The 22499-nt window shown below is 52.2% G+C and carries 28 protein-coding genes; 25 read left to right on the top strand and 3 right to left on the bottom strand.

The annotated features are described in order from the left end of the window. Positions 1–19: 19 nt before the first annotated feature. The 3 genes from VMW30_01075 to VMW30_01065 all read right to left on the bottom strand — a co-directional run bounded on the left by VMW30_01075 (position 20) and on the right by VMW30_01065 (position 2504). A complete protein-coding gene (locus VMW30_01075) occupies positions 20–754 on the bottom strand; it encodes an amidohydrolase family protein (protein ID HUW86962.1) in 735 nt (244 codons plus the stop codon). A gap of 86 nt (positions 755–840) precedes the next feature. Then, the gene (locus VMW30_01070; protein HUW86961.1) at positions 841–1623 is read right to left on the bottom strand and encodes an amidohydrolase family protein; all 783 of its coding nucleotides are present in this window, start codon (positions 1621–1623) and stop codon (positions 841–843) included. Further along, complete coding sequence (locus VMW30_01065; GenBank protein ID HUW86960.1) at positions 1620–2504, bottom strand: NAD-dependent epimerase/dehydratase family protein; 885 nt, start codon at positions 2502–2504, stop codon at positions 1620–1622. The genes VMW30_01070 and VMW30_01065 overlap by 4 nt, the downstream gene beginning before the upstream one ends. A gap of 135 nt (positions 2505–2639) precedes the next feature. Between VMW30_01065 and VMW30_01060 the strand changes: the two genes are divergently transcribed. From VMW30_01060 to rpsQ, 25 genes are all read left to right on the top strand, one after another. Beyond that, positions 2640–3353, top strand: coding sequence for a GntR family transcriptional regulator (locus tag VMW30_01060; protein ID HUW86959.1), 714 nt, complete (start codon positions 2640–2642; stop codon positions 3351–3353). After that, on the top strand, positions 3346–4266 hold the full coding sequence (locus VMW30_01055; GenBank protein ID HUW86958.1) for a dihydrodipicolinate synthase family protein: 921 nt from the start codon (positions 3346–3348) through the stop codon (positions 4264–4266). Before VMW30_01060 ends, VMW30_01055 begins: the two co-directional genes overlap by 8 nt. Continuing rightward, positions 4266–5039 carry an SDR family oxidoreductase gene (locus VMW30_01050; protein ID HUW86957.1) on the top strand — a complete coding sequence of 258 codons (774 nt, stop codon included), beginning with the start codon at positions 4266–4268 and terminating at the stop codon, positions 5037–5039. The genes VMW30_01055 and VMW30_01050 overlap by 1 nt, the downstream gene beginning before the upstream one ends. Positions 5040–5081: 42 nt before the next feature. Beyond that, on the top strand, positions 5082–6617 hold the full coding sequence (locus VMW30_01045; protein HUW86956.1) for an ABC transporter substrate-binding protein: 1536 nt from the start codon (positions 5082–5084) through the stop codon (positions 6615–6617). Positions 6618–6691: 74 nt separating this feature from the next. Further along, a complete protein-coding gene (locus VMW30_01040; protein HUW86955.1) occupies positions 6692–7711 on the top strand; it encodes an ABC transporter ATP-binding protein in 1020 nt (339 codons plus the stop codon). Continuing rightward, positions 7701–8747, top strand: coding sequence for an ABC transporter ATP-binding protein (locus VMW30_01035; GenBank protein HUW86954.1), 1047 nt, complete (start codon positions 7701–7703; stop codon positions 8745–8747). The genes VMW30_01040 and VMW30_01035 overlap by 11 nt, the downstream gene beginning before the upstream one ends. Position 8748: 1 nt before the next feature. Continuing rightward, positions 8749–9696, top strand: coding sequence for an ABC transporter permease (locus VMW30_01030; protein ID HUW86953.1), 948 nt, complete (start codon positions 8749–8751; stop codon positions 9694–9696). Continuing rightward, entirely contained in the window at positions 9693–10598 is a 906-nt protein-coding gene (locus VMW30_01025) for an ABC transporter permease (GenBank protein HUW86952.1), read from the top strand. Before VMW30_01030 ends, VMW30_01025 begins: the two co-directional genes overlap by 4 nt. Before the next feature lie 14 nt (positions 10599–10612). Beyond that, a complete protein-coding gene (locus VMW30_01020) occupies positions 10613–11551 on the top strand; it encodes a D-2-hydroxyacid dehydrogenase (protein HUW86951.1) in 939 nt (312 codons plus the stop codon). Next, entirely contained in the window at positions 11548–12516 is a 969-nt protein-coding gene (locus tag VMW30_01015; protein ID HUW86950.1) for a D-2-hydroxyacid dehydrogenase, read from the top strand. Before VMW30_01020 ends, VMW30_01015 begins: the two co-directional genes overlap by 4 nt. Before the next feature lie 265 nt (positions 12517–12781). Then, positions 12782–13162 carry a 30S ribosomal protein S12 gene (rpsL, locus tag VMW30_01010; protein ID HUW86949.1) on the top strand — a complete coding sequence of 127 codons (381 nt, stop codon included), beginning with the start codon at positions 12782–12784 and terminating at the stop codon, positions 13160–13162. After that, positions 13162–13632, top strand: coding sequence for a 30S ribosomal protein S7 (rpsG, locus tag VMW30_01005; protein HUW86948.1), 471 nt, complete (start codon positions 13162–13164; stop codon positions 13630–13632). Before rpsL ends, rpsG begins: the two co-directional genes overlap by 1 nt. Positions 13633–13713: 81 nt before the next feature. Continuing rightward, complete coding sequence (gene fusA / locus VMW30_01000) at positions 13714–15819, top strand: elongation factor G (GenBank protein ID HUW86947.1); 2106 nt, start codon at positions 13714–13716, stop codon at positions 15817–15819. A gap of 70 nt (positions 15820–15889) precedes the next feature. Beyond that, positions 15890–17083, top strand: a complete 1194-nt coding sequence (gene tuf / locus VMW30_00995) for an elongation factor Tu (protein HUW86946.1) — start codon at positions 15890–15892, stop codon at positions 17081–17083. A gap of 116 nt (positions 17084–17199) precedes the next feature. Then, a complete protein-coding gene (rpsJ, locus tag VMW30_00990) occupies positions 17200–17508 on the top strand; it encodes a 30S ribosomal protein S10 (protein HUW86945.1) in 309 nt (102 codons plus the stop codon). Between the two features lie 14 nt (positions 17509–17522). Beyond that, a complete protein-coding gene (rplC, locus tag VMW30_00985) occupies positions 17523–18239 on the top strand; it encodes a 50S ribosomal protein L3 (protein ID HUW86944.1) in 717 nt (238 codons plus the stop codon). 2 nt (positions 18240–18241) lie between these two features. Next, positions 18242–18919, top strand: a complete 678-nt coding sequence (rplD, locus tag VMW30_00980; protein HUW86943.1) for a 50S ribosomal protein L4 — start codon at positions 18242–18244, stop codon at positions 18917–18919. Next, positions 18916–19206, top strand: a complete 291-nt coding sequence (gene rplW / locus VMW30_00975; GenBank protein HUW86942.1) for a 50S ribosomal protein L23 — start codon at positions 18916–18918, stop codon at positions 19204–19206. The genes rplD and rplW overlap by 4 nt, the downstream gene beginning before the upstream one ends. Positions 19207–19245: 39 nt before the next feature. After that, positions 19246–20079, top strand: a complete 834-nt coding sequence (gene rplB / locus VMW30_00970) for a 50S ribosomal protein L2 (protein ID HUW86941.1) — start codon at positions 19246–19248, stop codon at positions 20077–20079. A gap of 8 nt (positions 20080–20087) precedes the next feature. Continuing rightward, positions 20088–20369, top strand: coding sequence for a 30S ribosomal protein S19 (gene rpsS / locus VMW30_00965; GenBank protein ID HUW86940.1), 282 nt, complete (start codon positions 20088–20090; stop codon positions 20367–20369). Positions 20370–20382: 13 nt separating this feature from the next. After that, positions 20383–20748 (top strand): 50S ribosomal protein L22, encoded by a 366-nt coding sequence (gene rplV / locus VMW30_00960; protein ID HUW86939.1) that lies wholly within the window; start codon positions 20383–20385, stop codon positions 20746–20748. Continuing rightward, positions 20748–21587 (top strand): 30S ribosomal protein S3, encoded by an 840-nt coding sequence (gene rpsC / locus VMW30_00955; protein HUW86938.1) that lies wholly within the window; start codon positions 20748–20750, stop codon positions 21585–21587. The genes rplV and rpsC overlap by 1 nt, the downstream gene beginning before the upstream one ends. Next, positions 21588–22001 carry a 50S ribosomal protein L16 gene (gene rplP / locus VMW30_00950; GenBank protein HUW86937.1) on the top strand — a complete coding sequence of 138 codons (414 nt, stop codon included), beginning with the start codon at positions 21588–21590 and terminating at the stop codon, positions 21999–22001. Then, positions 22001–22216: a 50S ribosomal protein L29 gene (rpmC, locus tag VMW30_00945; protein HUW86936.1), complete on the top strand. Its 216-nt coding sequence runs from the start codon at positions 22001–22003 to the stop codon at positions 22214–22216. Before rplP ends, rpmC begins: the two co-directional genes overlap by 1 nt. Continuing rightward, on the top strand, positions 22213–22491 hold the full coding sequence (gene rpsQ, locus VMW30_00940) for a 30S ribosomal protein S17 (protein ID HUW86935.1): 279 nt from the start codon (positions 22213–22215) through the stop codon (positions 22489–22491). The genes rpmC and rpsQ overlap by 4 nt, the downstream gene beginning before the upstream one ends. Positions 22492–22499: the final 8 nt, after the last annotated feature.

Here is a 22499-nt window from a genome sequence, read left to right as displayed (position 1 = left end):
GCTTGGACTCTTTGGATTATCAATTTGCAACCTTGGAATCTTGTCGAACTATCCCTGTCGAGGAGACAGTGATGCGGAGAATTTTTGACATATTGTCGTAGAGAATCGCATTGCGGACCTCAGTTGAAATATCAGCCAGGACGACCGCACCGATTATCATGCCAGGATCGATGAACGGCATGTCAGATCCCCAAACCAACTTGGATGGATCTGCGAGAGAAACTAAATGTTCGACTGCTCCGCAATGTCGCTGCATTGCTGTCATGTCGAGAACAACATTAGGAACGGATTGTGTAAGAGCAACGGCATTCTCGAGCCCAAGGTCTAAACCTGCATGCCCCAAAAGTACTGTTGTATTCGGGTACTTTTCTGCAAGTTTCTTGAAGACATCCAGGCGGTCACCGCCAAAGTAACTATGTGAAAGTATGGGAAGACTGTGTGCATTCGCGTACTCCCACATCGGCGCATACCCCGGACCATCGAGAGGATAATTTCCGTGTAGTTCGGGGTGCGCTTTGAAACCTCCGAATCCAGGCTGAGAGAAGCATCGCTCAATCTGCTCATGAGTCTCGCTCGGATAGTTTGGGTTAGTAACACAGAAGCCAATAAAGCGTGCTGGGTACTCGCGAATAGCTCTTGCGATTTCGTTATTGCCGAAATTAACATCTGCGGATATCGAAGAGTGATGGCTGATACATGCAACATCGATTCCAACGGAATCCATCTGCTGGATCATTCCATCAGGACCATTCATCGGGATATTGAAGCTGCGAAAAGATCCCATGTGGGAATGCGCGTCGATGATGGGAGTCTGCTTCTCAAAGTGCCGGAAGAAAACGGTCACAACTTCACCCCTTCCAGAATGCCTTTCAAATTACCGCTAGCAATGGCGGTACGTTCGGACTCTGAAATTCGCGCGGTGGCGACGTGGTAGGCAGCCCCACTCAACGTCCAGTAAGGAAATCCTGATCCGTAGACGAGCCGTTCGGCACCGAACTGATCGCAGATCCGTTCGAGACCTCGGTGAGCCCAATATCCACCAGTCTCAACAAAGACATTTTTAGTGCGAGATAGAAGCGGATAGAGACCGCGATCGCTACGACCACCGGGGCGAATGAGAATCATTGGAAGTTCTGGGTAACGTTCATTTATGTCATAGAGACCTGGCCAGTCCATCTCGTCGCGGCGTCCTAGGTCAAAGTCCACCAGCACGGGTACCCGTGCATCTTGAAGGACCTCGAAGAGCTCCCCAACAACGCGGTAATCAAGTGGGTATCGGTGAAGCGTTAGGCCAGGGAAGAGGCGAACTGCCTTGGCCCCTCTTTGGCGAAGTTCTTCACGTAACACATCGGGGGACCAGAGTTCGCCTGTCGCATGGGGAAGGAGCGTCAGGCATGGACTCAAGCGCTCGACATTGGCGAGTTCATCGCGAAGAAGATCATTTCCCTTCGCAGGCGAGTATTCACGAGCCGCGACGTGCGTGACTAAAGCTTGATTAATGCCGATTCGATCCAGTTCTCCAAGAAGGACTTCTGGGGTCACCCTCTCTGGGAAGAAACGCGGGATGGAAACCTGCCCTATATATGTATTGCAGTCAAAGAACTCTAGAGATTGGTTGATCATGCGCCCACTCTTCCACCACGAACATTTGCGGTCGGGCCCGTGAGCAACCTCTGAATATCAGTTGCATACTGAACTTCCGAATCATCTTGAGGTTCGTATCCCAAGATTTCCCTTGCATTGATAAGAGACCAGAAAGCGCGGGTGTTGTTGCTGATTCCGTAGACGATGAGGAAAGGCACGCCATATTGGTCATTGATGTTCTCGACCGTCAGGCTGCGAAGGAACAGTTGCTGTGCATCTCTCTTGCTGAGCCATGCGCCCAGATCTCGTTTGTAGCGAGTCAGTCCCGTCTGGAATGCAGGACCGAGTTGGGGAGCGGCAGGTTCATCAGCAGAATAAGTTGCGGCATCGATCTCTCGGGGTGCGCCGATACGCACTTGAACAACCTCCATCGATCGCCCGAGAGAGCCGCAGGCGTACACGAAACCTAGGGATTCATACGCGATTTTTGACCAACCATAGAAATTGTCAGCTAGGGGAGTCTCTGTCGGCGTCACCATGTCACGCTTATTGGTGTGAACTAATGCATTTTCATACCAGTCGGTGGCGTGGTTTGAACTTGCAACCACTATGCGCTTAATGCCGGCGTCGAAGGAGCATCTGTAAATGTTCTGCGCCATGCGAATATTCAAGAATTCATCGTCGAATTTCTCGATCTGCGGGACTGTTGGGTCATAGACATGTGTCGGGCTGGACTTGTGATATGCCAGATGAAGAACAGAGTCCACCCCCTCAAATAGGGGGGCAAGGCTCTGGTGATCTGATACTGAGAGATCTTCGGTGACCGTTCGTATAGCAAATTTTTCCTCGAGTGCGGGCAGAAGCATCGCTGCCATATGACCTGTTGCCCCGGTAACAAGCAGGGTCTGTTTCGAAGTCACAGAGGATCACCCTTCTACATAACTTTCACGCACGGTCGGGAGGTGGTGGATCTGTTGGAATCGTGACCCTTGTCACGGATCGTACCCTAGTGTACGGTGTCTTGTATATGAGATACGAGATATTGAGGTGAGTACTTGTCGACTACAGTGTTAGGGCAAACGGAATTAGGCCAACTGGAATTCAAGCGCGAAAGTTTGACGGAAGTCGTCTTCGACAAAATTTTGGAAGGGATCATCGGCAAAGTTTTGGCACCAGGAACCCGAGTCAGTGAGGCGAGTCTGGCGACCCAACTTGGGGTCAGCAAGACCCCTGTCCGTGAAGCGCTCCTTCGATTGAAAAGTATGGGTCTTACCGAAGTGGCACCCGATGGTCTGCGAGTGACCCAACCATCATTCGAGCGGATCCGTGATGCTTACGAGTATCGCTGCGGTATCGAGCAAATGTCTGCGGCCACTGCGTCTGGTCGGGCCGACTCGGCAGAACATGCGGCGATTACGCAAGCTGCTGAATTGAGTTTATCAGCCGCCTCCGTGGGGGATGAGGCTGGTTTCCGAAGTTGGGATCGAGAATTTCATCGACGCGTTGCACACTCCGCGCACAACCCAATGATCCGTGAAGAAGTCGAGAAGTTGCTTCTGTTGACGTCCGCGCTTCGCGGGAGAGATGCACCAGCCCGCAGTAACTCAGTTCTCTGCGGTGACGAACACCTTCGAGTTGCAGTGGCAATAACTGCCGGCGATGGTGCTACGGCCGCCGAAGTAATGGCTCGACATATCCGGTACGTGATGGATATGGTCCTCGAATCTTTTAGCTTCGCCAACCAACCCGCGAAGTCCTCACATGAGTAGCCAAGGAAGCATCACCCCAACCGCGTTAGGGAAAGGGCTATGGGGCGTTCTTGCCACTCCTTTTGACGAGGCCAACCTCAAGGTTGATGAAGAATCCATGATCAGACAACTCGACTTGTACCGTGCCGTCGGCGCGACTGGCGTGGTCACCCTCGGGGTATTTGGGGAAGCAGCTCAACTGGACTTCTCAGAACAGGCAGATCTTGTCCGGTTAGTGAGCGAGCAAGCACCAGATTTGCCGTTAGTTATTGGGCTTTCAGAGCGAGAGACGGATCAAGCGATTGCAGTTGCGCTCCGCCTTCTTGACGCAGCAACCCAACCACCCGCCGGGTTCATGTGCCAAATTAACAGTACCGACCCGCAGGCACTTATGGCGCATTTTGAAGCAATCCATGCTGCGACTGGAGTCGGAATCGTTGTACAGGACTATCCCCTCATCAGTGGAGTAAAAATCAGTTCTCAGCAGATACTTGACGCTCTTGAGCACAATACCTATGCAGTTGCCATTAAATCAGAGGCGCCGCCAACCTCACTGGCTATTTCCAGCCTCACTTCGAAGACATCAGTTCCAGTCTTTGGCGGACTTGGCGGAGTGGGCTTGCTCGATGAACTGATGTCTGGGGCATCGGGGGCAATGACGGGGTTCTCGCATCCCGAGGGGCTTGCGGAGACCCTTAGTGCATGGAAGCGCGGTGGTTTTGAAGCGGCAAGGGATGCCTTCGCCTCATGGCTCCCATTAGCCAATTTCGAAGCCCAGGTTGGAATTGGGTTGGCAATTAGGAAAGAGATTCTCAAGCAAAGAGGAGTTTTCACATCGGGAGTAGTACGCCCGCCAGCAATGCCAATGCCGGGTGCCCTTCGGCATCACCTTTCACAGCACATTAGTGCACTAATTGATAAGAGGGTTATTTAATGGATCTTGCTCTAGAAGGCCGAGTGGCCTTGGTTCTCGGATCGACCTCAGGACTGGGTCTGGGTATCGGGCATAGCTTGGCGGCCGAGGGAGCGAAAGTAGTTTTCTGCGGACGCAGAGGCGATTTTGCCAAAGAGATAGCTGAGACCGCACCTTCAGCAGTCGGTTTGGAAGTTGATCTGGCGGACGAGGTTTCACGCGCCGAACTTGTTCATCAGGTTCAAAAGAGCCTGGGTGAGGTCGACATCCTTGTCCTCAATGGCGGGGGTCCACCGCCAGGAATGGCATCCAGTCTCACGGTAGTCGAGATGCGCCAGAGTTTGGAGTTGCTCCTCCTCGCCCAAATCGACTTCGTCCAACTTCTCCTGCCGTCAATGCGCGCCAAGGGCTGGGGTCGAATTCTGGCCATTGGTTCGAGCGGCGTACAGCAGCCAATTCCAAACCTTGTCCGATCGAACACCGCGCGAGCGGCACTTGCGGCATATCTAAAGACCCTTGCCGGTGAAGTTGCTGCAGATGGCGTGACTGTCAACATGATTTTGCCTGGACGGATCGACACGGAGCGGGTGGCAACTCTCGACGATCACAAGGCAAAACGGGAGGGGATTGCTGTTGAGTCTGTACGGAAAGCATCGACAGAACTCATCCCAACCCATAGGTACGGAGAGGTGACGGAATTCGCGGAAGTAGCAACTTTCCTCTGCAGTTCACGTTCGTCTTATATCACTGGAAGTCAAATACGAGTTGACGGCGGAGTTATCTCCGCGCTTTAGATGCTTCGACTACTAGGGAAAATTAATCTATGAAAGGGAACCATGAAACTAGCAACTAGAAAGGCGATTGCCGCAGGTATCCTGCTGGCAGTTGGGCTGATGGGTTTTTCCTCACCGGCATCTGCGGCAAAGAAAGCAGTTAGTATCAATCAAACCTCGATGGTGGTTGCGGAGGGCGTTCCTCCCCAGACTTTCGATCCAATCCAGTCATCACAGATTGCCACGATGTATGCATGGCAGAGCGTCTATGAAGGTCTTGTAATCGCAGGTCTTGATGGGAAGATTCAGCCAGTATTAGCGTCTAAATGGACAATAAGCAAAGACGGGTTGACATACGACTTCACTCTTCGACAAGGTGTCCAGTTTTCCAACGGCGCCTTATTGACCGCAGACGATGTGGTCTACAGTTTTGAACGACTCAAAGCCAAAGGACTTCCATACTCCCAGGCTCGTTTCGCGACCATCGCTTCTGTAACGAAGATTGCAAATGACCAGGTTCGATTCGTGCTATCCAGCCCAACGGCCGGATTCCTACTTAACCTTGGAAGCCCTTACCTCATCGGCTCGGCCATTGTTAATAAGAAATGGACTGAGAGCAACGACCCCAAGCTTATGATGATGGGAACCGGGCCTTTCCAGATGGTCTCATACTCGCCAAACCAACAACTTATTCTCAAGAGGAATGAGTTGTATTGGAATAAGAAGAGTTTGGATACCGTGGCGAATCTCACTATTCGCTATATGCCAGACCAGTCTGCGCAGGTTGCAGCTCTACAGGCCGGACAGATTGACCTCATGTTCCCGAATGCTGAGTCATTTCTTCAGATTAAAAGGATATCCACTATCAGGACTGTGGCCGTCAATTCGGCAAGCACCATTCGCCTCAACATTGGGACAAACAACGCTCCGTTGGATGATGTGAATGTCCGTAGAGCCATCTCCTTGGCACTGGATCGACGCGGGATCGTCAAGGGTGCCTTCCTCGGACAGGCAGTTCCAAGCGCGCAAATTCCTCCTGCATATGCCTGGTCGATTCCAATCAACCAACTCCAGTACCAACGCGTAAATGTTGCTGCAGCCAAGAAATTGCTGGCTAAGGCCGGTTATCCAAAGGGGATTCAATTAACTCTGAACCACTTGGCTGGCTACGCAACTTATCTAGATCGTTTTGCTGAGATTGTGAAGCAGCAACTAGCTAAGGCTGGCATTGTGGTCACCATTGAAGCAAATCAGAACGCAGTCTGGTTAGACAAGCAGAACAAGGCTAACTACCAGATCATGACTAATGAGTATGCATTTAATGGCGATCCACTCTTCTACCTAAGTCCACGACCAGGTCGTCAAGGACCAAACCCAGCAGAGCTTGATGCTCTCATCGCAGCGGTTTCGACTGGTGATCCAGATAATTACACCGATGGTCTCCGCAAGATCCAGATAATGGAAGACGACCTAGTCTTCCCAGATATCACCGTTGCCGCCCGCAAAGCGTGGGCTGCTTACGGTAGCAATCTCACAAAGGTAAAGCTCAGTCCAACTCTGAGTCGTTCATTCCTCGCCAGTATTAAAGCTAAAAAATAGCCGTTAGCCGGGGCGGGCCTAGCGCCCGTCCCGGCTCACCGCACCACATAATATTTATCGAAAGGACGAACCGAATGTTCGAGGCGCCCGTGCTCGAAGTACGAGAATTAATTACTCATTTCTACACGAGCTACGGAACCGTCCGCGCGGTTGACACCATGTCATTTGAGTTAGCACGTGGGGAAACCCTTGGACTGGTGGGCGAGTCTGGCTCCGGGAAGAGTGTTACTGCAATGTCAGTATTGCGCCTTGTTGCCGCACCTGGGCACATTAAATCCGGAAGTATCAAAATCGATGGCCAAGACATTCTCTCTCTAGATGAGGAACAAATGCGCCAAATAAGAGGAGCTCATGCGGGGATGGTCTTCCAGAACCCGATGACAGCGCTGAACCCTGCATTCACCATCGGCTGGCAACTCCGCGAAGCGTTAAAGGCGCATGGCGTGAAACTCGACAGCGCGGCTGATGATCGCATTCTCGCTGCACTAGCGGCAGTGGGTATGGCGGATCCAGTTCGGCAGAGAGACTCTTACCCGCATGAACTTTCGGGTGGCATGAGACAGCGAGTCGTAATTGCAATGGCCCTACTCAATGAGCCTTCCCTTCTTATTGCCGATGAACCAACAACCGCATTAGACGTGACGATTCAAGCGCAGGTCTTGAAATTGATGAAGCAACTGACTTCTGAGCACGGAACTGCTCTATTACTTATTACGCACAACATGGGTGTAATCGCAAAAATGTGCGATCGAGTGATTGTGATGTATGCCGGGGAAATCGTCGAAGAAGCACCGGTCGAAGAACTATTTAAGGGAACTCTTCACCCTTACACACTGGGATTGCTTGAGTCGATTCCGCGTGCAGATGAGGCAAGAGGCGCACTTCCCACAATGAAGGGCCTCCCACCTGATATGACAGCAGTGCCTGCAGGCTGTCGCTTTGCGGCCCGCTGCCCCTTTGTCGAAGAACAGTGTCGTAGCCAGCACCCGGAACTCATCGAGATGAAACCAGGACACAAAGTCAGGTGTTGGGTTACGCAGAGAGATCCGATGGCGCTTTCGAATGTGGAATCTGGAGGAAACGATGGCAACTGACTTCGACTCTACAAAGCATCCGCGACTGCAACTCACGGGACTGGAGCGTTATTTTCGAGTCCATGATGTGAATGCCAAGAACAAAGTTGGTCTTCTCCGCGCAGTTGATGGCGTATCTCTCCAAGTGAATCCTGGTGAGACGCTGGGTATCGTCGGCGAGTCCGGTTGTGGGAAGTCAACCCTGGCCAGACTTGCAGTAGGCCTGCTGACATCATCTGCTGGAAATATTCTCATTGATGGCCAGGATATTTGGGCTAGTGGAGCAGAAGGGCGTCGTCGGCGACAGAGTCTCCAGATGGTCTTCCAGAATTCAGCCGGCGCACTTGATCCACGACGCACGATTAGTTCAAGCATTGCTGAGCCATTACGAGCTCGTGGGATAAAGACGACCGACCAAGCAGTGGATGAAATTCTTGGGCTGGTAGGGCTTGATCCCACCATGTCGAGGCGGCTTCCTCATGAGTTGTCGGGAGGACAGCAGCAACGAGCTTGCATTGCGCGGGCACTTATCGCTGAACCCGCCCTGATTGTGCTCGATGAAGCCGTAGCCTCTCTGGATGTTTCACTTCAAGCACAGATCTTGAATCTTCTTGTCAGTCTGCAGGAGCGCCTTGGTGTTTCTTATATGTTCATCAGTCACGATCTGGCAGCAGTACAGGTAATCAGTCATCGAGTTGCGGTTATGTACTTAGGTGAAGTCGTGGAATCAGCACCGGTGGACGAGTTTGTAAGCCGCCCCCAGCATCCATATTCCGTTGCTTTACGACAGTCCGCACTTCTTCCAGATCCCGTACTCGAACGAAATCGGAAGGAAATCATTCTACAAGGCGATGTGCCAAGCCCTCTTAATGTGCCGACTGGTTGCAGATTCCATACCCGTTGCCCAATCGCGCAACCCCGCTGTTCAGTGGAGAAGCCGGTCCAGCAGCAAGTGGGAAATGACCATTTGGTCGCTTGCCACTTCCCAGGACAATTGTCTCCAGAGATAGCGCCTATGAGTTCACGGCCGCGTTCGATATTGGAAAAGGAGGCTTAACATGCTCAGAAGACTTGTTATTCGAATAACAGGAATGGCCTCTGTATTGCTGATTGTTTCGGCTTTGGTCTTTGCCTTGGGATCTTTGATCCCAGGTGACCTAACAAGCGTCGTAGTCGGTCAAGAAGGCGCCACGGCCGAACAGTTCGCTGAGGTAACAAAGAGATTAGGACTAGATAAGCCACTGTATGTGCAGTATTACCATTGGCTTGGAAATGCGTTGCAGGGAGACCTTGGAGTATCTCCGATTACCGGTAGGAATGTCTCGCAGGATTTGCTCCAACAAATTCCAATCTCACTGGAGTTGGCACTTCTAGTTTTCCTTGTGTCTACTTTGTTGGGTATCCCTGCCGGAATCATGGCCGCTGTTCATGCCAATAAGAGAATTGATGCGATCCTGCGCGCCTCGCTTCTAGTTATCTTCTCCATCCCGGTCTTCGTTATCGGTGCACTGCTGTTGCTTCTCGGACCACTTTTAATGCCGGGACTTTTACAGATTTCCTATGTATCACCCTCGCAGGATCTCATAGGCCATATAAAGTCAATGGTTATGCCGGTGGCGACGATCGCTCTACCAATGGCGGCCATGACAATGCAGATGACGCGAAGTGCAATGCTCGAAGTTTTCTCTGCTCCATACATTGTTACTGCACGAGCTATTGGCGTACGGGTTCAACGAATCCAGTATCGACATGCATTACGAAATGCACTTCCGAATATCATTACGTTCTTGGGTTTTCAGTTGGGCGTGATGCTCGGTGGATTGATTGTCATAGAGCAGATGTTCAGCATGCCGGGTTTGGGGCGAGGGATGCTTGATGCTATTAGCACTCGCGATTACCCCATGGTTACGGCTACGACATTGGTCTTTGCTCTTTCATTCGTTGTAGTCAATGCCGTAATCGATGTTCTCTATCCAATCCTTGATCCCCGACAGAGGTCCCGATGACAATTTCAGACGAAATCATCCCCGTCCCAATCGGACGGGCCACCCGCACTCCTCTTTGGCGTCGCTTCAGTAAACACCGAGCAGGCATGGTTTCACTCTCGGTCGTTGTCGGTTTCACGCTACTTGGAATTTTCTCGCCGTGGATCACACCTTATGACCCGAACTCTGGTGACTTCATGCAGGCATTGCAATCTCCATCATCAAAACATCTATTCGGTACCGACGCACTTGGTCGCGATATCCTCAGCCGAATTATTGACGGGTCGGGTATTGCAGTCACCGTCGCACTTGTCTCAGTGCTCATCGCACTCATAATTGGTGGATTGATTGGTGTAATTGGGGGCTACTCAGGTGGCGTGGTCGATAGCTTGCTAAACCGAAGTCAAGATATTATTTTTGCTTTCCCAACTCTTCTCCTGGCAATCATAATTGTTGCGATTCTCGGACCTGGGTTGTTGAATGCCACTTTTGCGATCGGCGTTGTATATATTCCGAGGTTTGCCCGACTGGCTCGTTCAACAGTTCTCACACTTAAATCCAGTGAGTTTCTAGATGCTGCGCGAATATCGGGAGTGCGCACGCCAACGATTTTGGTGAAGCATGTTGTACCAAACGTCATGCCTTCACTAGTTGTCCTTGCGGCGTTGAGCATGTCGAACGCGCAATTGGCATATGCATCCTTAAGTTTCCTCGGTCTTGGAGTAGGTCCTCCGCAAGCAGACTGGGGTGGCATGCTCGCCCAAGCCAGAGACTTCATAACAGTTGCACCCTGGATGACGATCTGCTCGATTATCCCTCTGGTGCTATTGATACTTGCATTCAATGTGCTTGGTGATGCGGTTCGCGATGTGCTCGACCCACGGGATCACACTGCACCTCGCCCATCTGCAACATTGGTCTAGGCGTAGGGACTGACATGATTCAAGTTGTACTTCATCCACGTCATGATCCGGGAGTTGAGGCTGTCCTAGAGGCGATCTCAGGAATCGAATTGGTCCGTCCGACCGATGACCAGGGGGTAGTTGCTGCCCTCGCCGCTGGAGGTGAAGTACTGGTCACCTACACCTGGCAACGGGAGTTTCTCTCGCCTTCCTTGCGGTGGATTGCTGGAACTGGTGTGGGTTTTGACCAGTACCCGCTAGCCGAGTTGGCTGACGGCGATGTTGCCCTTACCACGGCCTACGGTATTCATTCGGGCTGCGTGGCTGAGCACGCATTTGGATTACTCATGGCGTGCACGCGGGCGATCGGTGAATCCGCTCGGAATCAGTCGAGGGGAGTGTGGAGGCCAATCATTGGCGAAGAGGTATCTGGAAGGCGGATGCTCATTGTCGGCTTAGGGCAAATCGGCGAGGCCATCGCTCGGAGGGCGGTGGGTTGGGAAATGGAGATCGTCGGAATAAAGCGCTCGCCGGAACGCTATGACGGGATTCTCTCCGATGTCAGATCACCCGAGGCACTACAGGAGATGTGCGCATGGGCGGAGATCCTGGTCTTGAGTATCCCAGCGGGATCTGAGACCAAGCACCTAATTGGCGCAAAAGAACTGGACCTCTTGGGTTCTGGATGGGTGGTCAACGTTGCTCGGGGCAGTGTCATCGATGAAAAGGCACTTTTGGAAAGGCTCCAGGATGGACGCTTGCGGGGCGCAGGCCTGGATGTTTTCGAATCAGAGCCGCTGCCTCACGATTCACCGTTGTGGACTCTTCCCAACGTGGTAATGACTGCACATAACGCGGCTAGCAGTCCTCGGTTCGGGAGTCGTTGGGGGGACATTTTCCGAGCTAACCTTTCCGCTCTCTCATCCGGTGGCACGTGGCGCAACCGCCTTGGACAGGATGGAAGGTTTGTATGAGCTTTGATCTTGTGATGCTGCCACCGCAGTCTGAACTCACTCGCAACTGGGCACATCTCCTGGAGTCTTCAGTCGAAGGGTTACGTGTTCATGTTCCCGAAGATCGGGCGAATGCTTTAGAGATCCTTCCGCGAGCATTGGCAGCCTTCGGCACGCTCGACCCCGAACTTCTTGCGGCCGCTCCGAGACTTCGCTGGTTGCAGGCACCGGCAACCGCTCCCGACGCAGGCTTCTTTTTTCCCAAGCTAGAAGAGCACCCCGTGCAGGTCACCAACTTCCGTGGCATACACAACGACCACGTCGTCAATCATGCTCTTGCCTTGATACTGGCTCTGGCTCGCAACCTACCGGTCTACCTCCGCCAGCAATCATCGGCCCTATGGCTGCGTCACCTCGAGGACTCCTCTGTCGTAGCGCTGGCCGATTCCACTGCGCTTGTTATTGGCGTTGGCGGTATCGGCGCCGAAATTGCGCGACTTTTATCAGCATTCGGCTGTCGAGTCCTGGGTGTGGACCCGCGCCTGGAAGTGTCACCTCCGGGAATGGAAGCGCTCCACCGCCCCGACTCACTGGATGACCTCCTCCCGCAGGCGAACATTGTCGTCCTGACCCTCCCGCACACCCCCGAGAGCGAGGGTCTCATCGACGCCAGGCGGCTAGCTCTCTTCCAGCGGGGGAGCATGCTCATCAACATTGGTCGTGGCCAGACCGTCCGACTAGAAGCCGTTGTCAAGGCCCTCCAGTCGGGGCAGCTCGGTGGGGTGGGCCTGGATGTCTTCGAAGAAGAACCGCTACCGATGAATCATGCGCTCTGGTCAGAACCAAATGCTCTGCTTACTCCACATGTGGCAGTAGTCGGTCCTCATACTGAGGAGAAACGATTTCAATTTTTCTGCCAGAATGCCCAGCGCTTCGTGAGGGGCGAGCAATTGCTCAATATCGTTGATAAGTCCAAGTGGTACTAGTTCAATTTCAATTCTTCAATTCTTTGGTCGGGTTCGAGAGAAGCTTCGGCGTGTCTTAGTGCCCATTTCGGCGACAGTAGGAGTAAAACCCTCGTTTTGACCTTCGCGGGTTGGGTGAGTTACGCTCTGGCCCTGCTCTTTTTTAGAGCTCTGTCCGACTGCCCTGCGATTAATTTGCATCAGCACTCGTGCGAAGTCAGGCGACACGCCCGACCTCGTGGGTCGGACATTGCGCAAAAATTGAAGTAGTAACGAATGGAGAAAGATGCCAACAATTCAACAGCTGGTTCGTCGCGGTCGCGCTGAAAAGACCACGAAGACGAGCACGCCTGCGCTCAAGGGAAGTCCTCAGCGTCGCGGTGTGTGCACTCGTGTTTACACGACGACACCTAAGAAGCCGAACTCTGCACTTCGTAAAGTCGCACGTGTTCGCTTAACCAGTGGCATGGAAGTTACGGCATACATTCCAGGTGAAGGTCACAATTTGCAGGAGCACTCGATCGTTCTCGTTCGTGGTGGTCGTGTAAAGGATCTTCCCGGCGTTCGTTACAAGATCATTCGCGGTTCACTTGATACCCAAGGTGTTAAAAACCGTAAGCAATCACGTAGCCGTTACGGCACCAAGAGAGAGAAGAAGGCTTCCTAATGCCACGTAAAGGTCCTGCGGTCAAGTCACCAGTAATTGCTGATCCTGTTTACAACTCACCAGTTGTTACTGCTCTTATTAATAAAATTCTGCTTCACGGCAAGCGCTCAACTGCCGAAGCAATTGTTTACAACGCCCTCGAGGGTTGCCGTGCAAAAACTCAGGTTGATCCAATCATCACCTTGAAGCGCGCACTCGACAATATCAAACCAACTGTTGAAGTTAAATCACGTCGTGTTGGTGGCGCTACTTACCAGGTTCCAGTTGAAGTAAAGGCTGGCCGTTCAACAACTCTTGCACTTCGTTGGTTGGTCGACTTCTCACGCGCACGTCGCGAAAAGTCGATGGCAGAACGCCTCACCAATGAATTGATTGACGCGAGCAATGGTCTTGGTGCCGCAGTGAAGCGTCGCGAAGACACACACAAGATGGCTGAAGCCAACAAGGCTTTCGCGCATTACCGCTGGTAACCCGCCTTACGGCTCTAAGAATTAAATATCACACCAACCGTTTTTAAGAAGTTCTAACAGAAGCAAAGAAGGAGCAACTAAGTGGCCGCAGAGAACATCGACCTAGCCAAGGTCCGCAACATTGGGATCATGGCTCATATCGACGCGGGCAAAACCACGACCACTGAGCGCATCCTTTTTTACACTGGCATTAACTACAAAATCGGTGAAGTCCATGAAGGCGCAGCCACCATGGACTGGATGGAGCAGGAACAAGAGCGCGGAATCACCATTACTTCCGCTGCAACCACCTGTATGTGGCACGACTACCTCATCAACATCATTGATACACCCGGTCACGTTGACTTCACCATTGAGGTAGAGCGTTCGCTGCGCGTACTTGATGGCGCGGTTGCAGTGTTTGACGGTGTTGCAGGTGTTGAGCCACAGTCTGAAACGGTATGGCGCCAAGCTGATCGTTACAGCGTTCCACGTATCTGTTTCGTAAACAAGCTAGACCGCACCGGCGCAAACTTCGATATGTGCGTCGGCATGATCGTTTCTCGCCTTAACGCGAAGCCACTTGTGCTTCAGGTTCCAATCGGAAACGAAGCTTCATTCCTCGGCGTTGTCGACTTGATCGCAATGAAGGCGCTTGTCTGGCCCGGCGAGACTAAGAAGGGTGAGGATTACATCGTCGAGGAAATTCCCGCTGACTTGGCTGAGAAGTGCAAGCAAGCTCGTCACGATCTCATCGAGGCTCTTGCTGATGCGGATGACCAGATCATGGAGAAGTACCTAGACGGTGCTGATCTTTCTGAGCAAGAGATCATCGACGGAATCCGTCGCGCAACTTTGGCAGCTAAGGCAGTTCCAGTTCTTTGCGGTTCTGCATTTAAGAACAAGGGCGTACAGCCAATGCTCGATGCAGTAACTCGCTACCTTCCAAGTCCGCTTGATGTTGAATCAATTGTTGGACACAGCATGAGCGGGGATGGGACGGCAGAAGTTATCCGTCACCCAGATAACAAGGAGCCATTCTCGGCCCTTGCATTCAAGATCATGTCAGACCCACACCTTGGAAAACTTCACTTCATCCGTATTTACTCTGGTGTTCTTGAAACCGGTTCTGCTGTTCTTAACAGCAATAAAGATCGAAAAGAGCGCATCGGAAAGATCTACCAGATGCACGCCAACAAGCGCGAAGAGCGTGAGAGCGCTGGCGCCGGAATGATCGTTGCGGTTATGGGCCTTAAGAACACCACAACTGGTGAGACTCTCTGCGATATTGCCAAGCCGGTAATTCTTGAATCAATGGATTTTCCAGATCCAGTTATCTCAGTTGCGATTGAACCAAAGACTAAGAGCGACCAGGAAAAACTCGGCATTGCGATTCAGCGTCTTTCCGAAGAAGACCCAACTTTCCGTGTCAAGACCGATGAAGAGACCGGTCAGACCATCATCGCCGGAATGGGCGAGTTACACCTGGAAATTACAGTTGAACGCATGCGTCGCGAATTTGGCGTCGATGCCAACGTCGGTAAGCCACAGGTTGCCTTCCGCGAAACTCTGCGCAAGGGTGTCGCGCGTCACGACTACACCCACAAGAAGCAGACCGGTGGTTCTGGCCAGTTCGCGAAGATTCAGATTGCGATTGAGCCACTTCCAGCAGGATCGGTCGAGGGTGGATACGAATTCGTCAACAAAGTTACCGGTGGTCGCATTCCTAGGGAATATATTCCTTCAGTTGATGCGGGTTGCAGAGAGGCCATGACGGCAGGCCCACTTGCTGGATATCCACTCACTGATGTCCGCGTCCTTCTTCTTGATGGTGCCTACCACGATGTTGACTCATCGGAATTGGCCTTCAAGATTGCCGGTATCGCAGCGTTTAAGGAAGCAGCAAAACTTGCTGACCCGGCAATTCTCGAACCAGTAATGGCAGTTGAAGTCATCACCCCTGAAGATTTCATGGGTGATGTCATCGGCGATATTAATAGTCGTCGTGGTCAGATCCAGGCCATGGACGAGCGGTCAGGTGCCCGCATTGTTAGGGCGCTCGTTCCGTTGTCAGAGATGTTCGGCTACGTCGGAGATCTCCGCTCCAGAACGCAAGGTCGCGCGAGCTACAGCATGCAATTCGATTCGTATGCCGAAGTTCCAGCAAACGTTGCGAAGGACATCATTTCCAAGGCTCGCGGCGAATAGTCCCAAACGACCCACCAAAAACTAAAAAACCCTAACTAAAGCAACCAAAGAGAAGAAAGAAGGACCAAAAGTGGCAAAGGCGAAGTTCGAGCGGACAAAACCGCACGTAAACATCGGCACCATCGGGCACATCGACCACGGTAAGACCACTCTTACCGCTGCGATCTCCAAGGTGTTGCACGATAAGTTCCCAGATGTAAACCCATTCACACCATTCGATCAGATCGATAAGGCGCCAGAAGAGCGCGCGCGCGGTATAACGATCTCGATCGCGCACATCGAGTACCAAACAGAGAAGCGTCACTACGCGCACGTTGACTGCCCTGGCCACGCTGACTACATCAAGAACATGATTACTGGTGCAGCACAGATGGACGGCGCAATCCTCGTAGTTGCAGCAACTGACGGTCCAATGCCACAGACCAAGGAGCACGTTCTCCTTGCTCGCCAGGTGGGCGTACCTTCAATCGTTGTTGCTCTCAACAAGTCAGACATGGTTGACGATGAAGAAATTCTTGAACTCGTAGAAATGGAAGTTCGCGAACTTCTCAGCAAGTACGAGTTCCCAGGCGATGACACACCAATCGTTCGTGTATCTGCACTTAAGGCTCTCGAAGGAGATGCTAAGTGGGCAGAGAAGATCATGGAACTCATGGATGCAGTGGACTCATTTATCCCACAGCCAGTCCGTGAAATTGACAAGCCATTCTTGATGCCAGTGGAAGACGTCTTCACGATCACAGGTCGAGGAACTGTTATCACCGGTCGTATTGAGCGCGGTGTTGTTAAGGTCAACGAAGAGGTTGAAATCGTTGGAATCCGTCCAACAAGCATGAAGACAACTGTTACTGGTGTGGAAATGTTCCGTAAGTTGCTTGATGAAGGACAAGCTGGCGAGAACGTCGGTCTTCTTCTTCGTGGAACAAAGCGTGAAGACGTTGAGCGCGGACAGGTTGTCTGCAAGCCAGGCACCATCACACCTCACACCGAGTTCGATGCTTCTGTTTACATCCTTTCAAAGGATGAAGGCGGACGTCACACTCCATTCTTCAACAACTACCGACCACAGTTCTACTTCCGTACAACTGACGTGACCGGTGTTGTAACACTTCCAACCGGCACCGAAATGGTTATGCCTGGCGACAACATCGAATTGGCCGTTGCGCTGATTCAACCAATCGCCATGGAGGAAGGTCTCCGCTTTGCTATCCGCGAAGGTGGCCGCACCGTTGGTGCTGGACGTGTTGTAAAGATCAAGAAGTAACTACTCAATAGATAAGTAGTGGCTGAGGTTGACCCCGGCGGTATAGAAACCGCCGGGTTCAATAAAAAAAGATTTAAATGGATTTAGGAAGTTTAGAGAGACTAGAGGAGAAGACAATGGCGGGACAGAAGATCCGCATTCGGCTCAAGGCCTACGACCATGAGGTGATTGACTCTTCGGCGAAGAAAATCGTCGAGACAGTCGAGCGCACTGGTGCAACGGTCGCTGGCCCAGTGCCGCTACCTACTGAGAAGAACACGTACTGCGTGATTCGCTCTCCTCACAAATACAAGGACAGCCGTGAACATTTCGAGATGCGCACACATAAGCGCCTCATCGACATCATCGACCCAACCCCTAAGACGGTTGATTCATTGATGCGTCTCGATCTTCCTGCCGGCGTTGACATCGAGATCAAGCTTTAAGGGACCAGACGACAATGACAACTACTGGATCAATCACAACCCAATCGCAGGGCGCTGCCATCAAGGGAATCCTTGGCAAGAAGCTCGGTATGACACAGGTATTCGATGCCAACAACAAAATGGTGCCAGTCACCGTTATTGAAGCCGGTCCATGCGTCGTAACGCAGGTCCGCACACTAGAGACAGATGGATACGCTGCGGTTCAAATCGCATTTGGCGCCATCGACCCTAAGAAGATTTCACAGCCACAAATTGGTCACTATGCAAAGGCTGGTGTGACACCACGTCGCTCCGTTGCCGAACTGCGTACGACCAATGCTTCTGCTTACACGCTGGGTCAAGAACTTAGTGCTGATGTATTTGAAGCGGGCGAACTGGTTGACGCTACCGCTACCAGCACAGGTAAAGGAACCGCCGGTGTTATGAAGCGTCACGGCTTCTCTGGTCTGAGCTCATCGCACGGTGTTGACCGTAAGCACCGTATGCCAGGTTCGATCGGCGCATGTTCAACACCAGGTCGTGTTTTCAAGGGAATGCGTATGTCTGGTCGTATGGGTGGAGAGCGCATTACAACCCAAAACCTACTTATTCACGCAGTAGATGTCGAGAAGAACCTGCTGCTCATTAAAGGCGCAGTTCCTGGTCCAGATGGCGCACTTGTTTTCATCCGTTCAGCTGCAAAGAAAGCAGTCTTTGAAGTTGTTTATCAAGCCACGAAGGTTGGTGCATAACCATGGCGCTTACAGTCGAAATCAAGAACGCCGAAGGAAAGAAAGTTGGCAGTGTTGATCTGCCAGCAGAAATCTTTGACGCTCAGACAAACATTCCTTTAATCCACCAAGTCGTAACCGCTCAGCTTGCTGCGGCCCGTCAGGGAACCCAGAAGGCAAAGAACCGCGGTGAAGTAAGTGGTGGAGGTAAGAAGCCTTTCAAGCAGAAAGGAACTGGTCGCGCCCGTCAGGGTTCGAGTCGTTCTCCAATCCACAAGGGTGGAGGTACTGCGCACGCAGTGCGCCCACGCAACTACGAACAGCGCACTCCTAAGAAAATGATTGCCGCAGCGCTTCGCGGAGTTCTCTCTGATCGCCAACGCAATGATCGTATTCACGTTCTTGACTCGGTCACTTCTGCTCCTTCAACAAAGGCAGCGCTCGCGGCCGTTCGTCAGTTCAGTGATCGCAAAAACCTATTGGTAGTTGTTTCACGCACCGAGGATGCTGCTTGGCGCAGTCTTCGCAATGCTGATGATCTTCACTTGCTGGTTCCAGATCAGTTGAATGCCTACGACATCCTTAAAAGCGATGACATGGTCTTCTCTGAGTCCGCTATCAAGGATTTCCTTGCCGGTCCATCAAAGGGCAAGGGCGTAACAGCCACTGCTTTCGAAAGCGAAGTTGAGGTGTCCGCATGACCCACCGCGATATTTTGTTAGCACCAGTTGTCTCTGAAAAGGCATACGGGCTGCTCGACGAAAACAAGTACACCTTCTTGGTGGCTCCAGATGCTAATAAGACCCAGATCAAGATCGCGGTCGAAGAAGTGTTCGGCGTCAAGGTTCTGAGTGTGAACACCATGAACCGTATGGGCAAGAACAAGCGCACACGTTTTGGTGATGGAAAGCGCAAGGACACCAAGCGAGCAATCGTGCAAGTAGCAGCCGGCGACCGCATCGACATCTTTGGAGGCCCAGTTTCCTAACGGGGACCGGGACTACAGGAATAGGACAAGGGAAAGATAATGGCACTTCGTAAGTTAAAGCCCACGACCCCGGGTCAGCGCGGCGCGAGCGTTCCAGATTTTGCTGAGCTCACACGCACCACACCTGAGAAGTCGCTGGTGCGTCCAATTCACTCCAAGGGTGGACGTAACTCAACTGGTCGCATCACAGTGCGACACCAAGGTGGTGGACACAAGCGTGCCTATCGCCTCATTGACTTTGTTCGCAACGATAAAGATGGTGTACCCGCAAAGGTCGCTCACATTGAGTACGACCCAAACCGCACAGCTCGCATTGCTCTTCTGCACTACGCAGATGGAGAGAAGCGCTACATCATCGCCCCAAATAAGTTGTCGCAAGGTGACATGGTCGAAAACGGTCCAAAGGCCGACATCAAGCCAGGAAACAACTTGCCACTTCGCAACATTCCAGTAGGAACTGTCATTCACGCAATCGAACTTCGCCCGGGTGGAGGAGCAAAGATTGCTCGTTCTGCAGGCGCGAGTGTTCAGTTGGTTGCAAAGGAAGGCGCATACGCCCAACTTCGTATGCCATCTGGCGAAATTCGTAACGTAGATGTCCGGTGTCGGGCAACTGTTGGTGAAGTCGGCAACGCCGAGCAATCCAACATCAACTACGGCAAGGCCGGACGTATGCGTTGGTTGGGTATTCGCCCATCTGTTCGCGGTGTTGTTATGAACCCAGTGGATCACCCACACGGTGGTGGTGAAGGAAAGACCTCTGGAGGTCGCCATCCTGTTACACCTTGGGGTAAGCCTGAAGGTCGCACCCGCAAGAAAAAGGCGAGCGATTCACTCATTGTCCGTCGTCGTAAATCGAATAAGAAGCGGTAGGGGTTCTCATGCCACGTAGTTTGAAGAAGGGTCCATTTGTGGACGGCCATCTCACCAAGAAGGTAGATGCGCAGAACGCAAATAACACCAAGAACGTTATCAAGACCTGGTCGCGCCGGTCGATGATCACTCCTTCCATGATTGGGCACGCCATCGCAGTACACGATGGCCGCAAGCACATTCCAGTTTTCGTGACTGACGCAATGGTTGGACACAAGCTCGGAGAATTTTCACCAACACGTACCTTCCGAGGACACGTCAAGGATGATCGGAGGGCTACACGTGGCTAAGTCACCAGAGGCAATTGACGCGACGGTAGCTCGTGCAGTTCTGCGCGACATCCGACACACACCACAGAAGGCACGCCGAGTTGTCGATTTGATCCGCGGTTCCCGCGCCGATCAAGCACTTGCCGTCCTTAAGTTTGCTCCGCAAGCCGCGGGCGCAGATGTCTACACCTTGGTGGCTTCAGCTGTTGCTAACGCAAAGCAGAAGAATCCAGCAATTCGTGACGCATCCGAACTCTGGGTTGTTACCGCAACCGTTGACGAAGGAACCACGATGAAGCGTTTCCGTCCACGTGCTCAAGGTCGCGGTTTCAGAATTCTTAAGCGCAGCAGCCACATAACTGTTGTCGTGTCTGACGTTAAGAAGGGAGCGACCAAGTAATGGGTCAAAAGGTAAACCCCCACGGCTTCCGTCTTGGCATCACCACGGAGTTCAAATCTCGTTGGTATGCAGACAAGTTGTACAAGGATTATGTAAAAGAAGATGTCGCAATTCGTCGCATGATGAGTAAGGGCATGGAGCGTGCTGGTGTTTCTCGAATTGAAATCGAGCGCACCCGTGATCGTGTCCGGATTGACCTTCACACGGCACGTCCAGGAATTGTTATTGGTCGCCGTGGAATGGAAGCAGACAAGCTTCGCTTAGAGCTCGAGAAGCTCACTGGCAAGCAGGTCCAGCTCAATATTCTTGAGGTCAAGAATCCAGAGATTGATGCCCAACTCGTTGCACAGGGAATCGCCGAGCAGCTTGCTGCACGTGTTTCATTCCGTCGCGCAATGCGTAAGGCAATGCAGACCGCATTGAAGTCCGGCGCTAAGGGCATCCGTGTCCAGTGCGGTGGACGTCTGGGTGGCGCTGAAATGTCACGTTCTGAGTTCTATCGCGAAGGCCGCGTCCCTCTCCACACCTTGCGTGCGGATATTGACTACGGCTTCTATGAAGCTCACACCACCTTCGGCCGTCTTGGCGTAAAGGTCTGGATTTACAAGGGCGAAGTTATTCATTCACGTGCAGAGCGTGAGGCCGCAGCACTTGCTGCTGCACGTGCACCAAAGGCTGATCGTCCACGTCGTCCAGCGCCACGCGCAACTCGTGGTGAAGTGACTTCATCAACACCAACTTCTCGTGCCGCAACTGCGGTTGTTGAACCACCAGCAGCACCAGCAGCAGCAGCAGCACCTGAAACTCCTGAAACTCCCGTGGAAGGAGGCGAGGCTTAAATGTTAATTCCTCGTCGAGTCAAGCACCGTAAGCAGCACCACCCATCTCGCAGTGGTGCATCAAAGGGCGGCACCGCCGTTTCCTTTGGAGACTTCGGTATTCAAGCTCTTGAGCCCGCCTATGTCACCAACCGACAGATTGAAGCAGCGCGTATTGCAATGACGCGTTACATCAAGCGTGGTGGAAAAGTTTGGATCAACATTTATCCAGACCGCCCCATTACCAAGAAACCAGCCGAAACTCGCATGGGTTCCGGTAAAGGTTCACCAGAGTGGTGGATCGCAAACGTAAAGCCAGGCCGTGTGATGTTCGAAATCTCCGGCGTAACTGAGTCAATTGCTCAAGAAGCAATGCGTCTAGCAATTCACAAACTTCCAATGAAGTGCCGAGTTGTTCGACGTGAGGAGGCGTAATGGCTACTACAACTAACGATGAACTGCGCGCGTTACCATCTGATGAGTTAAACGCAAAACTTCGCGAATCGAAAGAAGAACTCTTCAACATTCGCTTTCAGGTTGCCACTGGGCAGACGGAGAGCCACGGTCGACTCAGCGCGGTACGTAAAGAGATCGCTCGGATCTACACCATTATTCGTGAACGTGAATTAGGTATCGGAGGTGCTGCATGACGCAAAATGGCGCTTCTGTCGAGGATCGCGGTTTTCGCAAGACCCGTGAGGGAATTGTTGTAAGCGACAAGATGGATAAGACAGTAACTGTTGAAGTAATGGATCGTGTAAAGCACGGTCTCTACAGCAAGGTTATGAGTCGTTCTCGTAAACTTAAAGCCCACGACGAGCAGAATGCTGCTGGCGTAGGCGATCGTGTAATCATCATGGAGACTCGACCTATCTCGGCAACCAAGCGTTGGCGTGTAGTCGAAATCCTCGAGAAAGCTAAGTAGAGGGGCCG

The organism is Candidatus Paceibacterota bacterium (assembly GCA_035530615.1).
GTDB lineage: Bacteria > Actinomycetota > Actinomycetes > Nanopelagicales > Nanopelagicaceae > QYPT01.
The sequence above is the reverse complement of the archived record's forward strand: the minus strand, read 5'-3'. Positions and strand labels throughout refer to the sequence as shown.

Excerpts from the sequence above, each read along its gene's own strand:
- rplD (HUW86943.1), top strand. The coding sequence starts at position 18,242 with ATGGCGCTTACAGTCGAAATCAAGAACGCCGAAGGAAAGAAAGTTGGC.
- VMW30_01030 (HUW86953.1), top strand. The coding sequence starts at position 8,749 with ATGCTCAGAAGACTTGTTATTCGAATAACAGGAATGGCCTCTGTATTG.
- rpsQ (HUW86935.1), top strand. The coding sequence starts at position 22,213 with ATGACGCAAAATGGCGCTTCTGTCGAGGATCGCGGTTTTCGCAAGACC.
- rpsG (HUW86948.1), top strand. The coding sequence starts at position 13,162 with ATGCCACGTAAAGGTCCTGCGGTCAAGTCACCAGTAATTGCTGATCCT.
- VMW30_01025 (HUW86952.1), top strand. The coding sequence starts at position 9,693 with ATGACAATTTCAGACGAAATCATCCCCGTCCCAATCGGACGGGCCACC.
- VMW30_01035 (HUW86954.1), top strand. The coding sequence starts at position 7,701 with ATGGCAACTGACTTCGACTCTACAAAGCATCCGCGACTGCAACTCACG.
- VMW30_01075 (HUW86962.1), bottom strand. The coding sequence starts at position 754 with ATGAATGGTCCTGATGGAATGATCCAGCAGATGGATTCCGTTGGAATC.
- VMW30_01055 (HUW86958.1), top strand. The coding sequence starts at position 3,346 with ATGAGTAGCCAAGGAAGCATCACCCCAACCGCGTTAGGGAAAGGGCTA.
- rpmC (HUW86936.1), top strand. The coding sequence starts at position 22,001 with ATGGCTACTACAACTAACGATGAACTGCGCGCGTTACCATCTGATGAG.
- VMW30_01015 (HUW86950.1), top strand. The coding sequence starts at position 11,548 with ATGAGCTTTGATCTTGTGATGCTGCCACCGCAGTCTGAACTCACTCGC.
- VMW30_01070 (HUW86961.1), bottom strand. The coding sequence starts at position 1,623 with ATGATCAACCAATCTCTAGAGTTCTTTGACTGCAATACATATATAGGG.
- rpsL (HUW86949.1), top strand. The coding sequence starts at position 12,782 with ATGCCAACAATTCAACAGCTGGTTCGTCGCGGTCGCGCTGAAAAGACC.
- rplC (HUW86944.1), top strand. The coding sequence starts at position 17,523 with ATGACAACTACTGGATCAATCACAACCCAATCGCAGGGCGCTGCCATC.
- VMW30_01040 (HUW86955.1), top strand. The coding sequence starts at position 6,692 with ATGTTCGAGGCGCCCGTGCTCGAAGTACGAGAATTAATTACTCATTTC.
- rpsJ (HUW86945.1), top strand. The coding sequence starts at position 17,200 with ATGGCGGGACAGAAGATCCGCATTCGGCTCAAGGCCTACGACCATGAG.
- rplW (HUW86942.1), top strand. The coding sequence starts at position 18,916 with ATGACCCACCGCGATATTTTGTTAGCACCAGTTGTCTCTGAAAAGGCA.
- rplP (HUW86937.1), top strand. The coding sequence starts at position 21,588 with ATGTTAATTCCTCGTCGAGTCAAGCACCGTAAGCAGCACCACCCATCT.
- VMW30_01020 (HUW86951.1), top strand. The coding sequence starts at position 10,613 with ATGATTCAAGTTGTACTTCATCCACGTCATGATCCGGGAGTTGAGGCT.
- rplB (HUW86941.1), top strand. The coding sequence starts at position 19,246 with ATGGCACTTCGTAAGTTAAAGCCCACGACCCCGGGTCAGCGCGGCGCG.
- rpsC (HUW86938.1), top strand. The coding sequence starts at position 20,748 with ATGGGTCAAAAGGTAAACCCCCACGGCTTCCGTCTTGGCATCACCACG.
- VMW30_01050 (HUW86957.1), top strand. The coding sequence starts at position 4,266 with ATGGATCTTGCTCTAGAAGGCCGAGTGGCCTTGGTTCTCGGATCGACC.
- rpsS (HUW86940.1), top strand. The coding sequence starts at position 20,088 with ATGCCACGTAGTTTGAAGAAGGGTCCATTTGTGGACGGCCATCTCACC.
- VMW30_01045 (HUW86956.1), top strand. The coding sequence starts at position 5,082 with ATGAAACTAGCAACTAGAAAGGCGATTGCCGCAGGTATCCTGCTGGCA.